Raw genomic sequence first — 17712 nt, forward strand, 5'->3', positions numbered from 1 at the left:
CATTAGTCGTTATTGCGGGGTATTATGAATTCTTTGCGTCGTTAAATTGTCGCTTGTTTTTTGGAACGTTCCAAATTAAAACAGACCGCTTGATCTGGGAGCAATGCAGAATGACCCTCAAAATTCAATTGCCGAATGGAAGTGGGACAACCGCCGATTACGTTTTGAGCGGCGTTCCAATTGTCACGCCTTCAAGCCCTCCAGCATTCAATCGGATCGCCTATGCGGCCGCCCATGTGGTCTCCGACCCGCTGCGGGACGCTGAGCCTTGGGGCAAACCTGCAATCGATTGGGATGCAACCATGGCGTTTCGCCATCATCTATGGTCGCTTGGTTTCAAGATTGCCGAAGCCATGGATACAGCGCAGCGCGGCATGGGCGTTGATTGGACAGGTGCACAGGAACTGATCCGGCGATCGCTGGCCGAGGCGCGGACTTTTGACGGAGCGGACCTTGCCTGCGGCGCCGGTACCGATCAACTGGCACCGGAGGATACCAGGAGCCTCCACGACGTGATCGATTCCTATGAGACGCAAATTGGGTTTGTCGAAGCCGAGGGCGGACGCGCCGTAATGATGGCGAGCCGTGCGTTGGCCCGCGTTGCCCGTACAGCTGACGACTACCGCATGGTCTATGGCGAGATCCTGCGCCAGACCGGCAACAGGGTCGTCCTGCATTGGCTTGGAGACATGTTCGACCCGCAGCTCGCGGGATACTGGGGCTCATCCTCCTTCGAACAGGCACTTGAAACGGTGCTCGCGATCATTAGTGATAACAAAAAGAAGGTCGAAGGCATCAAGATTTCGCTGCTAGACAACGTCAAAGAAATCGAACTGCGCAAGCGGCTGCCGGAGGGTGTCCTCTGCTTTACCGGCGATGATTTCAACTATGCCGAACTGATCGAAGGAGATGGCGAACGCTACAGCCATGCGCTGCTGGGTATTTTCGATGCGGTTGCGCCCTCGGCGTCCAAGGCCTTGGCGCATCTTGCGAAAGGCGAAACGCAGGCCTTCCGCGACGTCATCGAGCCGACCGTCCCGCTGTCGCGCAAGATTTTCGAAGCCCCTACTCAATACTACAAGGCCGGGGTGGTATTCCTCGCCTGGCTCAATGGCCATCAAAGTCACTTCACCATGCCGGCCGGCATGCAGTCCGCCCGCGGCATTGTCCACTACGCGGAAATCTTTCGGCTTGCCGACCAGGCCAATGTGCTGGACAAGCCGGAGCTTGCGGTTAGCCGCATGAAGGGCCTTCTGCAGATTTATTGCGTTTGAAGAACGGACCGGAATTCAGCCTGCTGGACCCGCAAATAGTATGAGATTGCCATCTGGATCCAACACAATGAAATTTCGGGCACCCCACGGTTCTTTCGTGATCGTTTGATGAAACGGCACGCCGTTGGCCTGAAAATCCAGAAAAAGTTGTTTGATCTCATCGGCTGTATCGACTGTGATCGATGCGGAGAGCAGGTGCTCACGCTCCCGGATGTCACCCACGAATACTGGTTCGCACACCAGCCGTAGCGCGAGCCGCGCCTTGTCGCGAATGACCTGTCCGTAGAACGGCGGTTCGCCGTAGATGAAGTCAATGGTGAATCCGAGCTTATCGGTGAAAAAGCTGCACGACACCTGAATGTCGCTCACAAAGAGTTGCGCCGAGGTCGACGCAAGAACGGGACGAAGTCCGGTCCGTTTGAATTGCGCGCTCATGGATTGGGCTCCTGACTTGAGCGCCAGCCATCCCTCGAACCCCATTTGACGTGCGACAAGTTCTTGCGCGTCAGAGAGTTTGAAGCTCGCTTCCAGTATCTCACTGTCACCAAGGTGTTGAAACCGTGGCAAAACGGCCCTGATTTCAGCGGCCACGGGATAGTACCGCTCCCGATGCCAGCGCAAATACTGCTTGGCTTGCTTCTTAAGATTTTCAAGATTCGGCATAGGCGCATCTGTTGTTACATCATGGAGGCGGGCATTGCCCTTTCGACCTTGTGTCGATGCAGCCTACGCAGCTCTTGGATATTCCTTCGAGCCGCCTCTGTTTGTCAATAACTAGGCTGAAGACGGCTCTTCGTGAGTTAGCTTTGGCAGTTCTGAGTGGTTCCAATCAACGAAAAAGGGGCAGCGCCGAAGCGCCACCCCTCCCCCCACCAAAACGCGTGGAACTTACTTGCTCCAGCTTTTGACCAGCTCATCGTAGTTGACGGTCTGGGGCTTTTCCTTTTCGTTCTCGATCTTCAACTGGGGCGCCAGATGGCCGTTTTTGACGGCATCGGCATTCCAGTAGGCAAGGTCATGCTCTTCGGCCAGTTTCGGACCGATATCACCCTGCACGCCTGACTTTTCGAGGCGTCCGAGAACCTTCTCCTGCTCGGAACACAGCGAGTCCATGGCTTCCTGTGCGGATTTCGCACCGGAAGAAGCATCGCCGATCGCCTGCCACCAGAGCTGAGCCAGCTTCGGATAGTCCGGAACATTGGTACCCGTCGGCGACCATTGCAGGCGTGCCGGCGAGCGATAGAACTCGACCAGACCGCCGAGTTTTGGCGCACGGTCAGTGAAGCTCTTGTGATCGAGCGTGGACTGGCGAATGAAGGTAAGGCCAACATGGCTCTTCTTCACGTCGACAGTCTTCGATGTCACGAACTGGGCATAGAGCCAGGCAGCCTTGGCCCGATCGTCCGGAGTGGACTTAAGCAGCGTCCAGGAACCCGCATCCTGATAGCCAAGCTTCATGCCGTCTTTCCAGTAAACGCCATGCGGGCTTGGGGCCATGCGCCATTTCGGTGTACCGTCGGCATTGACGACCGGCAGTCCGTCCTTGACGCTGTCTGCGGTGAACGCCGTGTACCAGAAGATCTGCTGAGCGACATTGCCTTGCGCCGGGATGGGCCCGGATTCGGAGAAGGTCATGCCCTGAGCTTCCGGCGGAGCATAAGCCTTCAGCCAATCGAGATATTTCTGGATCGAGTACACCGAGGCCGGGCCATTGGTATCACCGCCGCGAGCGACGCATGAACCAACTGGCTGTGACTTTTCGTTGACCTTGATGCCCCATTCATCGACTGGCAGACCATTCGGGATACCCTTGTCGCCATTGCCAGCCATGGAAAGCCACGCATCGGTAAAGCGCCAGCCGAGCGATGGATCCTTCTTGCCATAGTCCATATGACCGAAGACCTTCTTGCCATCGATCTCCCGGCCGGTGAAGAACTCGGCGATATCCTCATAAGCTGACCAATTGACCGGTACGCCGAGGTCATAGCCGTATTTCGCCTTGAAATCCGCCTTGTTCTTCTCGTCGTTGAACCAGTCATAGCGGAACCAGTAGAGGTTCGCGAACTGCTGGTCCGGCAATTGATAAAGCTTGCCATCCGGTGCGGTCGTGAACGATTTACCGATGAAATCATCGACGTCGATACCAGGATTGGTGACATCCTTGCCTTCGTTGGCCATCCAGTCGGTCAAGTTGCGCGCCTGCTGATAGCGCCAATGCGTACCAATCAGATCGCTATCGTTGATATAGGCGTCATAGATGTTTTCACCTGACTGCATCTGCGTCTGCAGCTTTTCCACCACGTCACCTTCACCGATCAGGTCATGGGTGACCTTGATGCCGGTGATATCGGTGAATGCCTTGGCGAGTGTCTTGGACTCGTAATCGTGCGTGGTGATGGTTTCGGAAACCACCTTGATGTCCATACCGGCGAAAGGCTTCGCCGCATCGACAAACCACTGCATTTCCTTTTCCTGTGCCGCCCTGTCGAGGGTCGACATGTCGCCAATCTCCTTGTCAAGGAATGCCTTGGCTTCGTCCATTCCGGCCCAGGCGCTGCCTGCACCGAACAGCAGCGCCAAGGCTGTCGTTGTCGTTAAAATTCGCGTTCGCATAGTATTGTCCTCCCAGAGTTGCGATTGCATCGTCAAGTGCGGGGCGGGATGCCCTACACTTAATTTCTAAACGAAGCGGAATACGCCGATGGCGTAGACCACGGATAAAGCCAAAGCCCACCAGAGGTTCGGACCGACAAGTCCAAGCCAGGCGAGATGAATGAAGGCACTGCCGAGCAACGACACGAACAGCCGGTCGCCGCGCGTGGTTTCAAAGCGCAGGATGCCGACACGCGGATTGCCGCCCGGCGAGGCATATTCCCATACGGCCATCAGCGACATCAGAAAGAAAATAGTCAAGAAAAACAGCGCCGTCGGGAACGTCCAGGCCATCCAMCCRCCTTTGATCAGYGGMGCGAACCAGTCACGCGCACCGTCCTTGAAAGGAACCACTCCCACGAGCAGCCCGACCATGATTGCGAAAGCGGCGACGACTGCCGCCAGCACTACAGGCCAACGCCTAGTCGTTTCCATTATACCCTCCCCAGGGCGAAGCCCTTGGCGATGTAGTTGCGGACGAAGTAAATAACGATGGCGCCCGGGATGATGGTCAGCACACCGGCCGCAGCCAGAACGCCCCAATCCATGCCGGAAGCCGAAACCGTGCGGGTCATGATGGCAGCGATCGGCTTGGCAGCAGTCGTCGTCAAGGTTCTGGCAATCAGCAGTTCCACCCATGAGAACATGAAGCAGAAGAAGGCGGCAACGCCGATGCCGCTGGCGATGAGCGGTACGAATATCTTCACGAAGAAACGCGGGAATGAGTATCCATCGATATACGCCGTTTCATCGATCTCCTTGGGCACCCCGGACATGAAACCTTCGAGGATCCACACGGCGAGCGGGACATTGAACAGGCAATGTGCCAGCGCCACGGCGATATGCGTGTCGATCAGGCCAAAGGCCGAATAAAGCTGGAAGAACGGCAACGCAAACACGGCAGGCGGTGCCATGCGGTTGGTSAGCAGCCAAAAGAACAAATGCTTGTCGCCRAGGAACCGGTAGCGCGAGAAGGCATAGGCTGCAGGCAATGCCACCAGCACCGAGATCACCGTGTTCATCACCACATAGATGATGGAATTGATATAGCCCTTGTACCAGGATGGATCGGTGAAGATGACCGCATAATTRTTCAGGGTCGGGTTCTGCGGCCACAGCGAGAATGCGCCGAGGATTTCCTGATTGGTCTTGAARCTCATATTGATRAGCCAGTAGATCGGCAGCATCARRAAGATGATGTACAGCGTCGGGATCAGCCACCAGAAYTTSGATTCRTCGCCGCGCTTGCGCATGCGACGGGCCAGCGCCTTGTCAATCTGGCGCTGTTCGGCTTCGGGCCGCCCGCTCGTTCGTGCAAGTGTGTCGTTCTGCACGCTCATATCAGCGCTCCGCATCGTARTTGGTCATGACGGTGTAGAAGACCCATGACAGCAAGAGAATGATCAGGAAGTAGATGATCGACATGGCCGCGGCGGGCCCGAGGTCGAAYTGGCCRACCGCCATCTTGACGAGATCGATCGACAGGAACGTCGTCGAAYTGCCCGGTCCACCGCCWGTGACGACRAAGGGTTCGGTGTAGATCATRAAACTGTCCATGAAGCGCAGAAGTACGGCGATCAGAAGCACGCGGTTCATCTTCGGCAACTGGATGTAGCGGAACACCGCCCAGCGYGAKGCRCCRTCGATCTTKGCCGCCTGATAGAACGCATCGGGAATGGAYACGAGACCGGCATAGCAAAGRAGCACGACGAGGCTCGTCCAGTGCCAGATATCCATGATGATAACGGTGACCCATGCGTGCATCGGGTTCTGGACGTAATTATAGTGGATGCCAAGCCTTTCCAGCGTATGGCCGAGCAGACCGATGTCGGTGCGGCCAAAGACCTGCCAGATCGTGCCGACTACGTTCCACGGGATGAGGAGCGGGAGCGCCATCAGGACCAGGCAGACGGGAACGCCCCAGCCCTTGCGCGGCATATTGAGCGCAATRATGATGCCCARCGGGATCTCGATCGCAAGGATGATGAAGGAGAAGATGAGATTGCGCCCGAGYGCTGYGTGAAAGCGTTCGGAGTGGAGGATTTCGTCAAACCAGTCGGTTCCGGCCCAGAAAAACTGATTGTTGCCGAAAGTATCCTGCACCGAATARTTRACCACGGTCATCAGCGGGACAACGGCTGAAAAGGCCACGAGCAGCAGTACGGGCAAGACCATGAACCAGGCTTTGTTGTTCCAGGTTTTCTCCATGGCTACAGCCCTCCCACGCGCCAGCTATCGGCATAGATGTTGATGCCCTTCGGATCGAAGGCGATGTGCGGTTCGGCCGGGATATCCCCRCCCTCCTCGACAATGATGGCGATGTCCTGGTTTTCGAGCCGGGTCCGGACGATCTTGTGCCKGCCGATRTCCTCGACCTTGGCAATTTTTACCGGCATCCCMGTGCGCCCGAGGCGCACATATTCCGGCCGGATGCCAAGTTCGATGATTTTCGCATTGGCGGGCATCACCGGCGAAGGCAACTCGATCTGATGGCTGCCTATCTGCGCCATCCCGCCGGAAAGTTTCACGGGCATGACGTTCATGCCGGGCGAGCCAATGAAGTACCCGACGAAAGTGTGTTTCGGCCGCTCGAACAATTCTTCCGGCGTGCCGATCTGCACGATCTCGCCGTCATACATGACGACGACTTTCTGGGCGAAGGTCAGCGCTTCCGTCTGATCGTGCGTGACATAGACCATCGTGTAGCCGAAGCGCTGGTGCAACTGTTTCAGCTGCGATCGAAGCACCCACTTCATGTGCGGGTCGATAACGGTAAGCGGCTCGTCGAAAAGGATCGCGTTGACGTCGGACCGGACGAGACCGCGGCCGAGCGAAATCTTCTGCTTCTGGTCGGCGGTAAGGCCGCGTGCCTTCTTCTTTGCCCAGCTGGCAAGGTCGATCATCTCCAGCGTCTCGCGCACCTTGCGATCGATTTCCGCTTCCGGAACGCCGCGATTGCGCAAGGGAAAGGCCAGATTGTCGTAAACGGTCATCGTGTCGTAGATGACCGGGAACTGGAACACCTGCGCGATGTTGCGTTCCTGCGTCGACAGGTTGGTCACCTCGACGCCGTCGAACAGCAGTTGTCCGTGTGAGGGATGGATCAACCCGGATATGATGTTCAAGAGCGTGGTCTTGCCGCAACCGGACGGGCCGAGCAAAGCATAGGCACCGCCGTCTTCCCAGCTGTGATGGACTTCCTTCAGCGCGTAGTCCTTATCCGACTTCGGGTTGGGACCGTAGGCGTGACGGATATGGTTGAGATCGATGCGTGCCATGGTTCCCCCTATGCCGCCAGCTTCTGGCGGCGGCTGACGGAATTGCCGCTCGCGTCGAAAATCACCAGATTGCGCGGGTCGATGAAGATGTCGATCTCCTCATCGGGCGCATAGATATGGATGCCATGCGTCAGCATCGTCCAACGCGCATCGGCGAAGGAAAGATGGACAAAGCTTTCCGAACCTGTGATTTCGGTAGCCGTAACCGTGGCTTTGAGGCCGATCTCGTCAGGATTTCTGCGGCTCGTATTCACATGATGCGGCTGGAAACCGATCGTATACGTACCGTCCGCGAACTCCGCCAGATGCGCCGGTACCGGTAGGGCAACGCCGCCCTCGAGCTGAAATGCTTTGCCAAATTTCGCCAGAGCAATCGTGTTGAGTGGTGGATCGGCAAAAGTCTGCGCGGTGATCAGATCATCGGGCCTGCGGAAGACATCTATGGTCGGCCCGAACTGGGTGATGCGGCCTTCGGACAAGGTCGCCGTGTTGCCACCAAGCAGCAGGGCTTCGTGCGGCTCGGTCGTGGCATAGACGAAAATCGTACCGGATTCGGCGAAAATCCTCGGCAATTCCTGACGCAGTTCCTCGCGCAGCTTATAGTCGAGATTGGCAAGCGGCTCGTCGAGCAGAACCAGCTTGGCGTTCTTCACGATAGCGCGCGCCAGCGCMGTGCGCTGCTGCTGACCGCCGGAAAGATTGAGCGGCGTGCGATCGAGGAAGGGCGTGAGCTTCAGCATTTCGGCSGCCTTGCGCACTTCGCGGTCGATTGTCGCTTTGTCGGCRCCRGCCACGCGCATCGGCGARGCRATGTTCTCRTAGACYGTRAAGGCTGGGTARTTGATGAACTGCTGATAGACCATGGCGACCGAGCGCTTCTGTACSGGCACGCCTGTCACGTCCTTGCCGTCGAACCAGACAGAGCCGGAGGTCGGCACGTCCAGTCCTGCCATGATGCGCATGAGGCTGGTCTTGCCCGACAGGGTCGGCCCGAGCAGGACATTCAGCGTCGCATGTTCCAAAGTCAGCGAAATATCGCTGAGATGGGGCTTTCCGCCCACTACCTTGGATACATTCCGCAGTTCCAACATTCTTACTCCTCCCAGAGACGGTGCAGACCTATCCACACCGTATCATTCAATTCTATTCCGCCGCGATCTGGCGCCGTCTATCGACAGCATTTTCCATAAAACGGTCGAGCGCAGCAGCCTCATCGGCGCTCAAATGCAAACCCTTCTTTGTCCGACGCCAGAGAACATCCTGAGCCGTCACCGCCCATTCATGCTCGATCTGATAGCGCACCTCGGCTTCATAAAGGTCAGAGCCGAAATGCCTGCCAAGATCGGCGACAGAAGCGGCTTTGCCAAGCAATGTACGTGCCTTCGTACCGTAGAGCCGGAACAGGCGATGCGCATGGCGTGGGTCGAGAAATGGATAATCGGCTTTGAGCTTCTGCAGCTCCGCATCAAAAGTAGTGGCTGCAAAGTCGCCGCCCGGCAGTGTTCCGGCCGCCGTCCAAGGCTTGCCGCGCTTGCCAAGCTGGTCTTCGATCTTTTCCAGCATATGCTCGGACAAGCGCCTGAATGTGGTGATCTTGCCGCCAAATATATTGAGCAGCGGCGCCTGGCCTTCTGGCGCGTCGGTCTTCAACACATAATCGCGCGTAGCTTCCTGCGCCTTCGAGGCACCGTCATCGTAGRGCGGACGCACGCCCGAATAAGTCCAAACAACCTGGTCGCGCTTCACTGGCTCGACAAAATATTCGCTGGCGGCAGCGCAGAGATAATCAATCTCGGCATCGCTGATTTTCACCTCGGCCGGATTGCCGTGATAGTCTTGGTCGGTGGTGCCGATGAGGGTGAAATCCTGCTCGTAGGGAATGGCGAAAATGATGCGGCCATCGGTATTCTGGAAAAAGTAGGCGCGCGGATCGTCGAAGTTCTTCTTTACGACGATGTGGCTGCCCTGCACGAGACGAACGTTGTGCGCATTATTGCTGCCGACGACACCGGTCAATACCTCATCGACCCATGGACCGGCGGCATTGACCAGAAGACGCGAGCGGACTTCCTCCGTCGCGCCGGTCAACCCGTCCTGCAGCGTCAGTGTCCAATGGTCCGCATCGCGGCGGGCACTGACAACTTTCGTACGTGTGCGAATGACCGCACCACGATCGGCCGCGTCACGGGCATTGAGCACAACCAGCCGCGCATCGTTGACCCAGCAGTCGGAATATTCGAATGCCTTGGTATAGAGCGACTTCAGCGGCTTGGCTGCCGGATCGCGGGTCATGTCCAGCGTCCGTGTGGCCGGAAGCTTCTTGCGCCCGCCAATGTGATCGTAAAGGAAAAGTCCGAGCCGCAAGAGCCAGGCTGGACGTAAGCCAGCATGATGCGGCAGAACAAAACGCAGCGGCCAGATGATGTGCGGCGCGCTGGCCCAGAGCACTTCGCGCTCCATCAGCGATTCGCGCACCAGCCGGAATTCGTAATATTCAAGATAGCGCAAACCGCCATGGATGAGCTTGGTCGAACCGGAGGACGTACCGCTGGCAAGGTCACTCATTTCCGCGAGGAAGACCGAAAAGCCACGGCCGACAGCATCACGCGCAATGCCGCATCCATTGATGCCGCCGCCGATGACAAAAATGTCGTAGACCATGTCGACCAGATTAGACAATCCCTGCGCTCCCCATTTCGCAGCGCACCATTTCTTCGCAATTGCGAAAGATATACGGAAGCATTACGAAACCAATACGAAACTGAAAGGAACTATAACGCGCATGGCTGCGCCGCACAAGAGCGTTGTCAAATCGAAGTTTCGATGAGCCTTACGTCCGCGTCGATGCAAATCTGGCGGATTGCTTCGCTCTCGCAGCGATCGGTGATGAAGGTGTGTACTTGCGAAAGATGGCCGATGCGAACCGGCGCCGTGCGCTCGAATTTTGTTGAATCGGAGACGAGGATCACATGGCGCGCATTGGCCATGATTGCTTGCGCCACCTTGACCTCGCGAAAATCGAAATCAAGCAGCGCGCCGTCGCTGTCGATGGCGGACGTCCCGATGACGGCGAAATCCACCTTGAACTGACGGATAAAATCGACCGCCGCTTCACCGACGATACCGCCATCGGACCCACGCACGACACCGCCTGCGATAACCACCTCAATGTCCGGGTAAATACGCAACTTATTGGCAACATTGATATTATTGGTGATTATCATCAGGCCCTTGCGATCGAGCAGGGCTTGGCCTACCGCTTCCGTGGTGGTGCCGATGTTGACGAATAGAGAGGCATTGTCGGGGATGAGGTCGGCCGCGGCGCGGCCAATCGCTTCCTTTTCGCTCGCAGCAATCAAACGCCGCGCCTCATATTCCAAATTCTGCACGCCGGAGGGAAACAGTGCGCCGCCGTGGATACGGTTGAGCAGGCGCTGGTCGCACAGGTCGTTGAGATCCTTGCGAATGGTTTGCGGCGTGACATTGAAATGAACGGCGAGATCGTCCACGAGAACGCGTCCGTGCTCCTTGGCCATTTCCAGAATTTCGGCGTGCCTGGGAGCGAGAAACATGGCTTGCGCTTTCATTTTCGTTTTTCTGCAGTCTATACGAAAACGAAAATGAAAGCTCATGTCAATCTATGGGCAAACGAACCTGACTTATTTCCCTATGCCGTTGCGCCTTCGATAATATCGAACCCTGTATTAATGATGGTCTTTTCGGCGGGCCGCTCGCGGCTTTCAAGCAATTTTTCGGCTGCGGTTTTTCCAATGAGAAAACGTTTCGACAGGATCGTTGACAGAGGCATTGGCATGGCCTGGCCGATATCGAGTCCATTGAAACCAAATATACCAAGCTTCTCTTTCACTGCGATTCCCGCATGCATACAATGAAAAATGCCGCCCATGGCCATATCGTCATTCGGAAATACGACAACGTCGAGGTTGGGATGGGCACCAAGAAGTATCGCTAGCGCGTCGCGCCCTGCCTTGGTCGAACTCGCGTCGGGATAACAATGCTCCGCAACCAGAGACAGGCCAGCCTCCTGCAATGCCGAGCAAAGCCCCTCATAACGGGCACTGGCGCGATCGTCTGTCGTTACATTGTGCCTGGCATAGCCGAAGCGGCGATAGCCGCGCTGGATGAGATGTTTTCCGGTTTCATAGCCAGCCTGGCGATGCGACATGCCAACGGCAATGTCTACAGGCTCGCCATCGATGTCCATCAACTCGGCGACCCGGAAGCGGCCATGCTCGAGATGCCGGCGCGCGGTCGGCGTGTGATGCAGGCCGGCGAGGATCACCGCTGCTGGCTGCCATGCGAGAAAGGAGACGAGAATCCGCTCTTCGATCAGCGGATCATAGTCCGTGACACCGATCACGGGCTGAAACGCCGTTTCGGTGAGCGCCGTGTGGATGCCGCGCAGCACATCGGGAAAGACGATGTTGGATAGCGATGGCAGCAGCACGCTCATCAGCGTCGATCCTGCAGAAGCAAGACTGCCAGCGGCACGATTGGGGATATAGCCAAGCTCGGCAATGGCCGTCAGTACACGTGCTCTGGTTGAATCGGCGATAGGGCCTTGAACACGGACAACGCGTGACGCCGTGATTTCGCTCACGCCGGCAAGCCGCGCAACATCGGCAAGCGTGGGCATATCGGGACTTCGGTGAGCGTTGCGTTTGCGCGGCATTGGCACCAATCCAGTGCGATTGACAAGATTTATGACAGCGCTACCATAAAACGCTTGATGAATGCTAGTCAGTGTGCATAACTTTGCACCACGTTCTTATATATTAGTGCGACGAGCCCGGGAGGGGCTTGCAGGGAGGACTTCTTCTTATGCATGTTTTGGTGATCGGTGCAGCCGGAATGGTTGGCCGCAAATTGCTCGACAGGATTGCTGCAGAGCCCGGCTCTCTGGGCGGAGACATCGACAGGCTGACACTGGTCGACGTCATCGAACCGGCGGCGCCCGGATCCTTTGCCGACATTTCTGTGACCAAAGCGGCAGACCTCTCGGACCCTGGCGTAGCGGAATCATTGATCGCAAGCCGTCCGGACATGATCTTCCATCTCGCCGCCATTGTCTCCGGTGAAGCGGAAGCCGACTTCGAAAAGGGCTACAAAGTCAATCTCGACGGTACGCGCGCGCTGTTCGAAGCAATCCGGCTGGAAAGCCGAAATGCCCCCTACAAGCCCCGGGTGGTATTTGCCTCATCGATCGCCGTGTTCGGAACTCCGTTTCCGGAGAAGATCGGCGACGAGTTTTTCACAACCCCACTGACCAGCTACGGCACGCAGAAGGCAATCTCCGAACTGCTTCTGTCGGACTACAGCCGCCGCGGTTTCTTCGACGGGATCGGCATTCGTTTGCCGACTATCTGCATTCGTCCAGGCAAGCCCAACAAGGCGGCGTCCGGTTTCTTTTCCAATATTCTGCGCGAACCCTTGGCAGGCCAGGAGGCGATACTCCCGGTCGATGAGAATGTACGCCACTGGTTTGCCAGCCCGCGCGCTGCCGTCGGGTTCTTCATCCACGCCGCCACGCTCGATCTCGACAAGGTCGGTGCACGCCGCAATCTTTCGATGCCGGGGCTCTCAGCGCTCGTCGGCGAGGAAATCGCCGCGCTGCGCCGCGTGGCCGGCGATAAGGCGGTCAAGCTGATCCGCCGCGAACCCGATGCAACAATTCAGAAAATCGTTTCCGGATGGGCGACGAATTTCGACACGACGCGTGCGACGAAGCTCGGCTTCAAGGCAGAAACTGCCTTTGATGATATCATCAAGGCACATATTGAAGACGAACTTGGCGGGAACCTTGCGGCATGAGTAAAGAGGATTCAGGCAAGGGGAAGATCGCGCTGGTTACCGGCGGCGGCACCGGCGTGGGCAAGGCTATTACCACGGCACTTCTTGGCGCAGGTTATACCGTCGTGATTTCCGGTCGCCGCAAGGATGTGCTGGAGGATGCCGCCAAGGCATTGGGGACCGAAACAGGCGGCACCGTAAAAGCCATTTCCGCCGATGTCAGCGACCCGAAATCGGTCGCTGCGCTTTTCGAAGCAATCAAATCCGAATTCGGGCGGCTCGACCTGCTCATCAACAATGCAGGGGTCAATGTTCCGAATATCCCTATGGAAGAACTGACCTTCGATCACTGGAATTCGATTGTCGGCGCCAATCTCACCGGCGTTTTCCTGTGCACACAGCAGGCGATGAAATTGATGAAAACGCAAACACCACGCGGTGGACGCATCATCAACAATGGTTCGATTTCAGCACAGACGCCGCGGCCGAATTCCGCGCCCTATACGGCAACGAAACATGCCGTTACCGGCCTGACCAAGTCGACAGCGCTGGACGGCAGGCCATTCGACATTGCCTGCGGTCAGATCGATATCGGCAATGCCACAACCGAGATGACATCGAAGATGGCAACCGGCGTGTTACAAGCCAATGGCGAGACCGCCAGCGAGCCAACCATACCGGCGCATTATATCGGCGATGCGGTGGTGCATATGGCCAGCTTGCCGTTAGAGGCCAATGTACTGACGATGACGATCATGGCGACGAAGATGCCGCTCGTCGGACGCGGTTAAAAAATATTTCGACAGCGATTTTTCGAAAAACGTTGTCTCACGGAAATTTTGGAGGAGAAGGCATGGCATCGGTTGAATTCGCCAATGTACGAAAATCATTCGGGACACACCCGGTTATCAAGGGTGTCGATATCGAGATCGCCGACGGCGAATTCGTCATTCTTGTCGGGCCTTCCGGCTGCGGCAAGTCCACATTGCTGCGCATGCTGGCGGGACTTGAGAATATCTCTGCGGGCGAGATCAAGATCGGCGGAAAGGTGGTCAACAACCTCGCGCCGAAAGAGCGTGATATTGCCATGGTGTTTCAGAACTATGCGCTCTATCCGCATATGACCGTCGCCGACAATATGGCCTTTTCCCTGAAGCTGAAGGGTGCGCCAAAGTCGGAGGTCGACAAGCGCGTGAAGCCCGCAGCGGAGATCCTAGGGCTCTCGCCGCTGCTTGACCGCTTTCCACGCCAGCTCTCCGGCGGTCAGCGCCAGCGTGTTGCCATGGGCCGCGCCATCGTGCGCGATCCGCAGGTCTTCCTGTTCGATGAGCCGCTATCCAACCTCGATGCCAAGCTGCGCGTCGCCATGCGCGCGGAAATCAAGGAATTGCACCAGCGCCTGAAAACAACCACCGTCTATGTCACGCATGACCAGATCGAAGCCATGACCATGGCCGACAAGATCGTGGTGATGCATGACGGCCTGGTCGAACAGATCGGCGCACCGCTCGAGCTTTATGACCAGCCGGCCAATCTTTTCGTGGCAAGCTTCATAGGTTCACCGGCGATGAATATGATCAAGGGCAAGCTCGATCCGAACGACGGGCAGAAATTTACGACGGAAAAGGGCATCGTCTTGCCTGTAGTGAAGGCACCGGAAAGCGCCAAGGGCCGGACATTGATCTATGGTTTACGCCCCGAACACATGACAATTGCAGATGGCGGTATCCCGGCCGAAGTGGTGGTCATCGAGCCAACCGGGTCGGAGACGCAGATGATCATGCGCGTCGGCGGTGATCTCATTACCGGTGTTTTCCATCAGCGCATCAGTGCGAAACCCGGCGAAACTGTCGGCCTGTCGATCCACGCGGAGGCGACATATCTGTTCGATGCGGAAACGGGCAAGCGCTTAGCCTAAAGTTTAACGGCATCTGCCAGTCGGGGTGCAGATGCCAGATACAATTCCCCGCAAGCAGGCCCGGAATGCGGGAGCACTTTGAACAGGCCTTTCTAGTTTATCCGGTCGTTAAATGGAGGAGCATCAATGACCATCAACAGAAGACACCTACTCGGCGCATCAGCCGGGCTCGTTGCCGCAGCCGGACTAAACCGGTTCGGTCTCACGCCGGCCTTCGCGCAATCGGCGCCCGCCTATAAACCGGAAGAGGGCGCAACCCTTCGCCTCCTGCGGTGGGTGCCGTTCGTCCCGGCTGAAGAGGCCGCATGGCTCGCCAACACCAAGAAGTTCACCGACGCCACCGGCGTTCAGGTGCGCATCGACAAGGAAAGCTGGGAAGACGTTCGCCCGAAAGCTGCCGTTGCGGCCAATGTCGGTTCGGGCCCGGACATGGTCATGAGCTGGTTCGATGATCCGCAGCAATATCCGGACAAGCTCGTCGATGTGACCGAGCTTGGCGAATATCTGGGTGGGGCACACGGTGGCTGGTATCCAGGCCTCGAAGGCTATGCCAAGCGCGACGGCAAGTTCATCGCGCTGCCACTTTGCGCCATCGGCAACGCGGTCGTCTATCGCGATAGCCACATGAAGGCGGCCGGCTTCAGCGAATTCCCGAAGGATACGGCTGGTTTCCTCGAACTTTGCAAGGCCATGCAGGCGAAGGGGACGCCGGCGGGCTTCCCGCATGGCAAGGCGGTCGGCGACGGCAACAACTATGCCCATTGGCTGCTCTGGAGCCATGGCGGCAAGATGGTCGATGAGAGCGGCAAGGTGGTGATCAACAGCCCCGAGACGCTGGCATCTGTCAAATATGCGCAGGAGCTCTACAAGACATTCATTCCGGGTACGGAGAGCTGGCAGGACGTCAACAACAATCGTGCATTCCTTGCCGGTCAGGTGTCACTGACGGCCAACGGCGTCTCGGTCTACTATGCCGCCGTGAAGGATCCAGCGATGAAGGCGATCGCCGACGACATGCGCTCGACCAATCTGCCGATCGGGCCGGTTGGTCAATCGGTCGAGTTGCACCAGACATCGACGATTTCCATCTTCAAGCACACCAAATATCCGGAGGCCGCGAAAGCCTACCTGCAGTTTATGTATCAGGCCGACAACATGAACGCCTGGATCGAGGGTGCCAGCGCCTATTGCTGCCAGCCATTGAAGGAGTTCGCTGCCAATCCGGTGTGGACCGCTAATCCGATCCATGCCGCCTATGCCAAGGCTTCCGGAACCCTGCGGCCGAACGGCTATGCCGGCCCGCTCGGCGCAGCCTCGGCTGGAACCATGGCCGACTACGTGCTCGTGGATATGTATGCCACGGCCGTTACCGGCCAGATGACGCCAGAAGACGCCATCGCCCAGGCCGAAAAACGGGCGAACCGCTATTACAAGGTCTAGGCAACAAGACTGGCTTCCGCTGTCCCGAAAGGCAGCGGAAGCCAACTCATCAAGCTAATTTGGCAACCGGAGATATCCGATGACAATGACGACAACTGCGAAGCAGCCCTTGGCCTTCGGAAATATCGCCCGGAGCAATACCGCCGTCGGCTTGTTTTTCATGCTGCCGGCCGCCGTCTTTCTCCTGTGCTTTTTGACCTATCCGCTCGGCCTCGGCGTCTGGCTCGGCTTTACCGACACGACAATAGGCAGGGAAGGTATTTTCATCGGGCTCGAAAATTATGAGGCGCTTGCCCGCGATTCGGTCTTCTGGATGGCGGTGTACAATACGATATTCTACACGCTCATCGCCTCAATCCTCAAATTCGGCCTCGGCCTCTGGCTGGCATTGATTCTCAACGAACATCTGCCGTTCAAGTCGTTCTTCCGCGCCATTATCCTTTTGCCATGGGTGGTTCCGACTGTCCTTTCGGCCCTCGCGTTCTGGTGGATCTATGATGCGCAGTTCTCGATCATTTCCTGGTCGTTGATGAAACTCGGTTGGATCCACAGCCCAATCAATTTTCTTGGTGATCCCAACAACGCACGCGCTTCGGTGATCGCAGCCAATGTCTGGCGTGGTATTCCATTCGTCGCGATTTCGCTGCTTGCCGGGCTTCAGACCATCCCGCAATCGCTGCATGAGGCAGCCTCCCTTGATGGGGCGACCGGATGGCAGCGTTTCCGCTTCATCACGCTACCCATGCTGACGCCGATCATTGCGGTGGTGATGACGTTCTCGGTGCTGTTCACCTTCACTGACTTTCAGCTTATCTACGTTCTGACCAAGGGTGGGCCGGTCAACGCCACCCACCTGATGGCAACACTCTCTTTCCAGCGGGGCATACCCGGCGGTCAGCTTGGCGAAGGTGCGGCGATTGCCGTTGCCATGATCCCGTTCCTGCTTGCATCGATCCTGTTTTCATTTTTCGGCCTGCAGCGCCGAAAATGGCAGCAGGGCGGACAGGATTGAGGGAGGAAACGCACATGAGCATTACCCAACAGACCAACCCGCATGTTCTCACCGACGACGCCCAGGGCATGAGCTATCTCAATCGGCTGCCGCGGCGCATTGTCGTCCTGTATCTGCCGCTCGCCATCTTTGTCTTCGTGCTGATATTCCCGTTCTACTGGATGGCGATCACGGCGGTGAAGCCAAACTCGCAGCTGACGGACTATAACAATTTCAGTCCGTTCTGGGTCGTGAAGCCGACTCTCGACCACATCAAATACCTGCTGTTCGAGACATCCTACCCAGGCTGGCTATGGAACACACTGGTCGTTGCGGTGTGTGCCACAG

Annotated in this window: 16 protein-coding genes and 1 pseudogene; 7 read left to right on the top strand and 10 right to left on the bottom strand. The window is 57.2% G+C overall.

Annotated elements, in window-relative coordinates; all coding sequences use genetic code 11:
• The first annotated feature begins 110 nt into the window (after positions 1 to 110).
• On the top strand, positions 111 to 1274 hold the full coding sequence (locus ACXJ5O_RS00170; RefSeq protein WP_457298103.1) for a dihydrodipicolinate synthase family protein: 1164 nt from the start codon (positions 111 to 113) through the stop codon (positions 1272 to 1274).
• Between the two features lie 15 nt (positions 1275 to 1289).
• On the opposite strand, the gene ACXJ5O_RS00175 is transcribed toward ACXJ5O_RS00170, so the two are convergent.
• From ACXJ5O_RS00175 to ACXJ5O_RS00220, 10 genes are all read right to left on the bottom strand, one after another.
• A complete protein-coding gene (locus ACXJ5O_RS00175) occupies positions 1290 to 1937 on the bottom strand; it encodes a VOC family protein (protein ID WP_457298104.1) in 648 nt (215 codons plus the stop codon).
• 225 nt (positions 1938 to 2162) lie between these two features.
• Positions 2163 to 3887, bottom strand: a complete 1725-nt coding sequence (locus tag ACXJ5O_RS00180) for an ABC transporter substrate-binding protein (RefSeq protein ID WP_457298105.1) — start codon at positions 3885 to 3887, stop codon at positions 2163 to 2165.
• 66 nt (positions 3888 to 3953) lie between these two features.
• Positions 3954 to 4361 (bottom strand): DUF2160 domain-containing protein, encoded by a 408-nt coding sequence (locus tag ACXJ5O_RS00185; RefSeq protein ID WP_457298106.1) that lies wholly within the window; start codon positions 4359 to 4361, stop codon positions 3954 to 3956.
• Positions 4361 to 5266: a carbohydrate ABC transporter permease gene (locus ACXJ5O_RS00190; protein WP_457298107.1), complete on the bottom strand. Its 906-nt coding sequence runs from the start codon at positions 5264 to 5266 to the stop codon at positions 4361 to 4363. The genes ACXJ5O_RS00185 and ACXJ5O_RS00190 overlap by 1 nt, the downstream gene beginning before the upstream one ends.
• A 1-nt stretch (position 5267) precedes the next feature.
• Positions 5268 to 6134, bottom strand: coding sequence for a carbohydrate ABC transporter permease (locus tag ACXJ5O_RS00195; protein ID WP_457298108.1), 867 nt, complete (start codon positions 6132 to 6134; stop codon positions 5268 to 5270).
• Between the two features lie 2 nt (positions 6135 to 6136).
• Positions 6137 to 7204: an ABC transporter ATP-binding protein gene (locus ACXJ5O_RS00200; RefSeq protein WP_457298109.1), complete on the bottom strand. Its 1068-nt coding sequence runs from the start codon at positions 7202 to 7204 to the stop codon at positions 6137 to 6139.
• A gap of 8 nt (positions 7205 to 7212) precedes the next feature.
• Positions 7213 to 8295 carry an ABC transporter ATP-binding protein gene (locus ACXJ5O_RS00205; RefSeq protein ID WP_209998573.1) on the bottom strand — a complete coding sequence of 361 codons (1083 nt, stop codon included), beginning with the start codon at positions 8293 to 8295 and terminating at the stop codon, positions 7213 to 7215.
• Positions 8296 to 8347: 52 nt separating this feature from the next.
• Entirely contained in the window at positions 8348 to 9865 is a 1518-nt protein-coding gene (gene glpD / locus ACXJ5O_RS00210) for a glycerol-3-phosphate dehydrogenase (protein WP_457298116.1), read from the bottom strand.
• A 146-nt stretch (positions 9866 to 10011) separates the two neighbouring features.
• The gene (locus ACXJ5O_RS00215; protein WP_457298117.1) at positions 10012 to 10776 is read right to left on the bottom strand and encodes a DeoR/GlpR family DNA-binding transcription regulator; all 765 of its coding nucleotides are present in this window, start codon (positions 10774 to 10776) and stop codon (positions 10012 to 10014) included.
• A gap of 95 nt (positions 10777 to 10871) precedes the next feature.
• On the bottom strand, positions 10872 to 11897 hold the full coding sequence (locus ACXJ5O_RS00220; RefSeq protein ID WP_457298110.1) for a LacI family DNA-binding transcriptional regulator: 1026 nt from the start codon (positions 11895 to 11897) through the stop codon (positions 10872 to 10874).
• Between the two features lie 149 nt (positions 11898 to 12046).
• Between ACXJ5O_RS00220 and denD the strand changes: the two genes are divergently transcribed.
• The 6 genes and pseudogenes from denD to ACXJ5O_RS00250 form a co-directional block, all read left to right on the top strand.
• A complete protein-coding gene (gene denD / locus ACXJ5O_RS00225) occupies positions 12047 to 13036 on the top strand; it encodes a D-erythronate dehydrogenase (protein ID WP_457298111.1) in 990 nt (329 codons plus the stop codon).
• Positions 13033 to 13806 (top strand): SDR family oxidoreductase, encoded by a 774-nt coding sequence (locus ACXJ5O_RS00230; RefSeq protein WP_457298112.1) that lies wholly within the window; start codon positions 13033 to 13035, stop codon positions 13804 to 13806. Before denD ends, ACXJ5O_RS00230 begins: the two co-directional genes overlap by 4 nt.
• A gap of 62 nt (positions 13807 to 13868) precedes the next feature.
• On the top strand, positions 13869 to 14933 hold the full coding sequence (locus ACXJ5O_RS00235; protein ID WP_457298113.1) for an ABC transporter ATP-binding protein: 1065 nt from the start codon (positions 13869 to 13871) through the stop codon (positions 14931 to 14933).
• Between the two features lie 126 nt (positions 14934 to 15059).
• Positions 15060 to 16373, top strand: coding sequence for an ABC transporter substrate-binding protein (locus ACXJ5O_RS00240; RefSeq protein ID WP_457298114.1), 1314 nt, complete (start codon positions 15060 to 15062; stop codon positions 16371 to 16373).
• A gap of 160 nt (positions 16374 to 16533) precedes the next feature.
• On the top strand, positions 16534 to 17385 hold the full coding sequence (locus tag ACXJ5O_RS00245; RefSeq protein WP_417020958.1) for a carbohydrate ABC transporter permease: 852 nt from the start codon (positions 16534 to 16536) through the stop codon (positions 17383 to 17385).
• Positions 17386 to 17399: 14 nt separating this feature from the next.
• Positions 17400 to 17712, top strand: a pseudogene (locus tag ACXJ5O_RS00250) (carbohydrate ABC transporter permease); the annotation flags it as partial.

The organism is Phyllobacterium sp. P5_D12 (genome assembly GCF_054049495.1).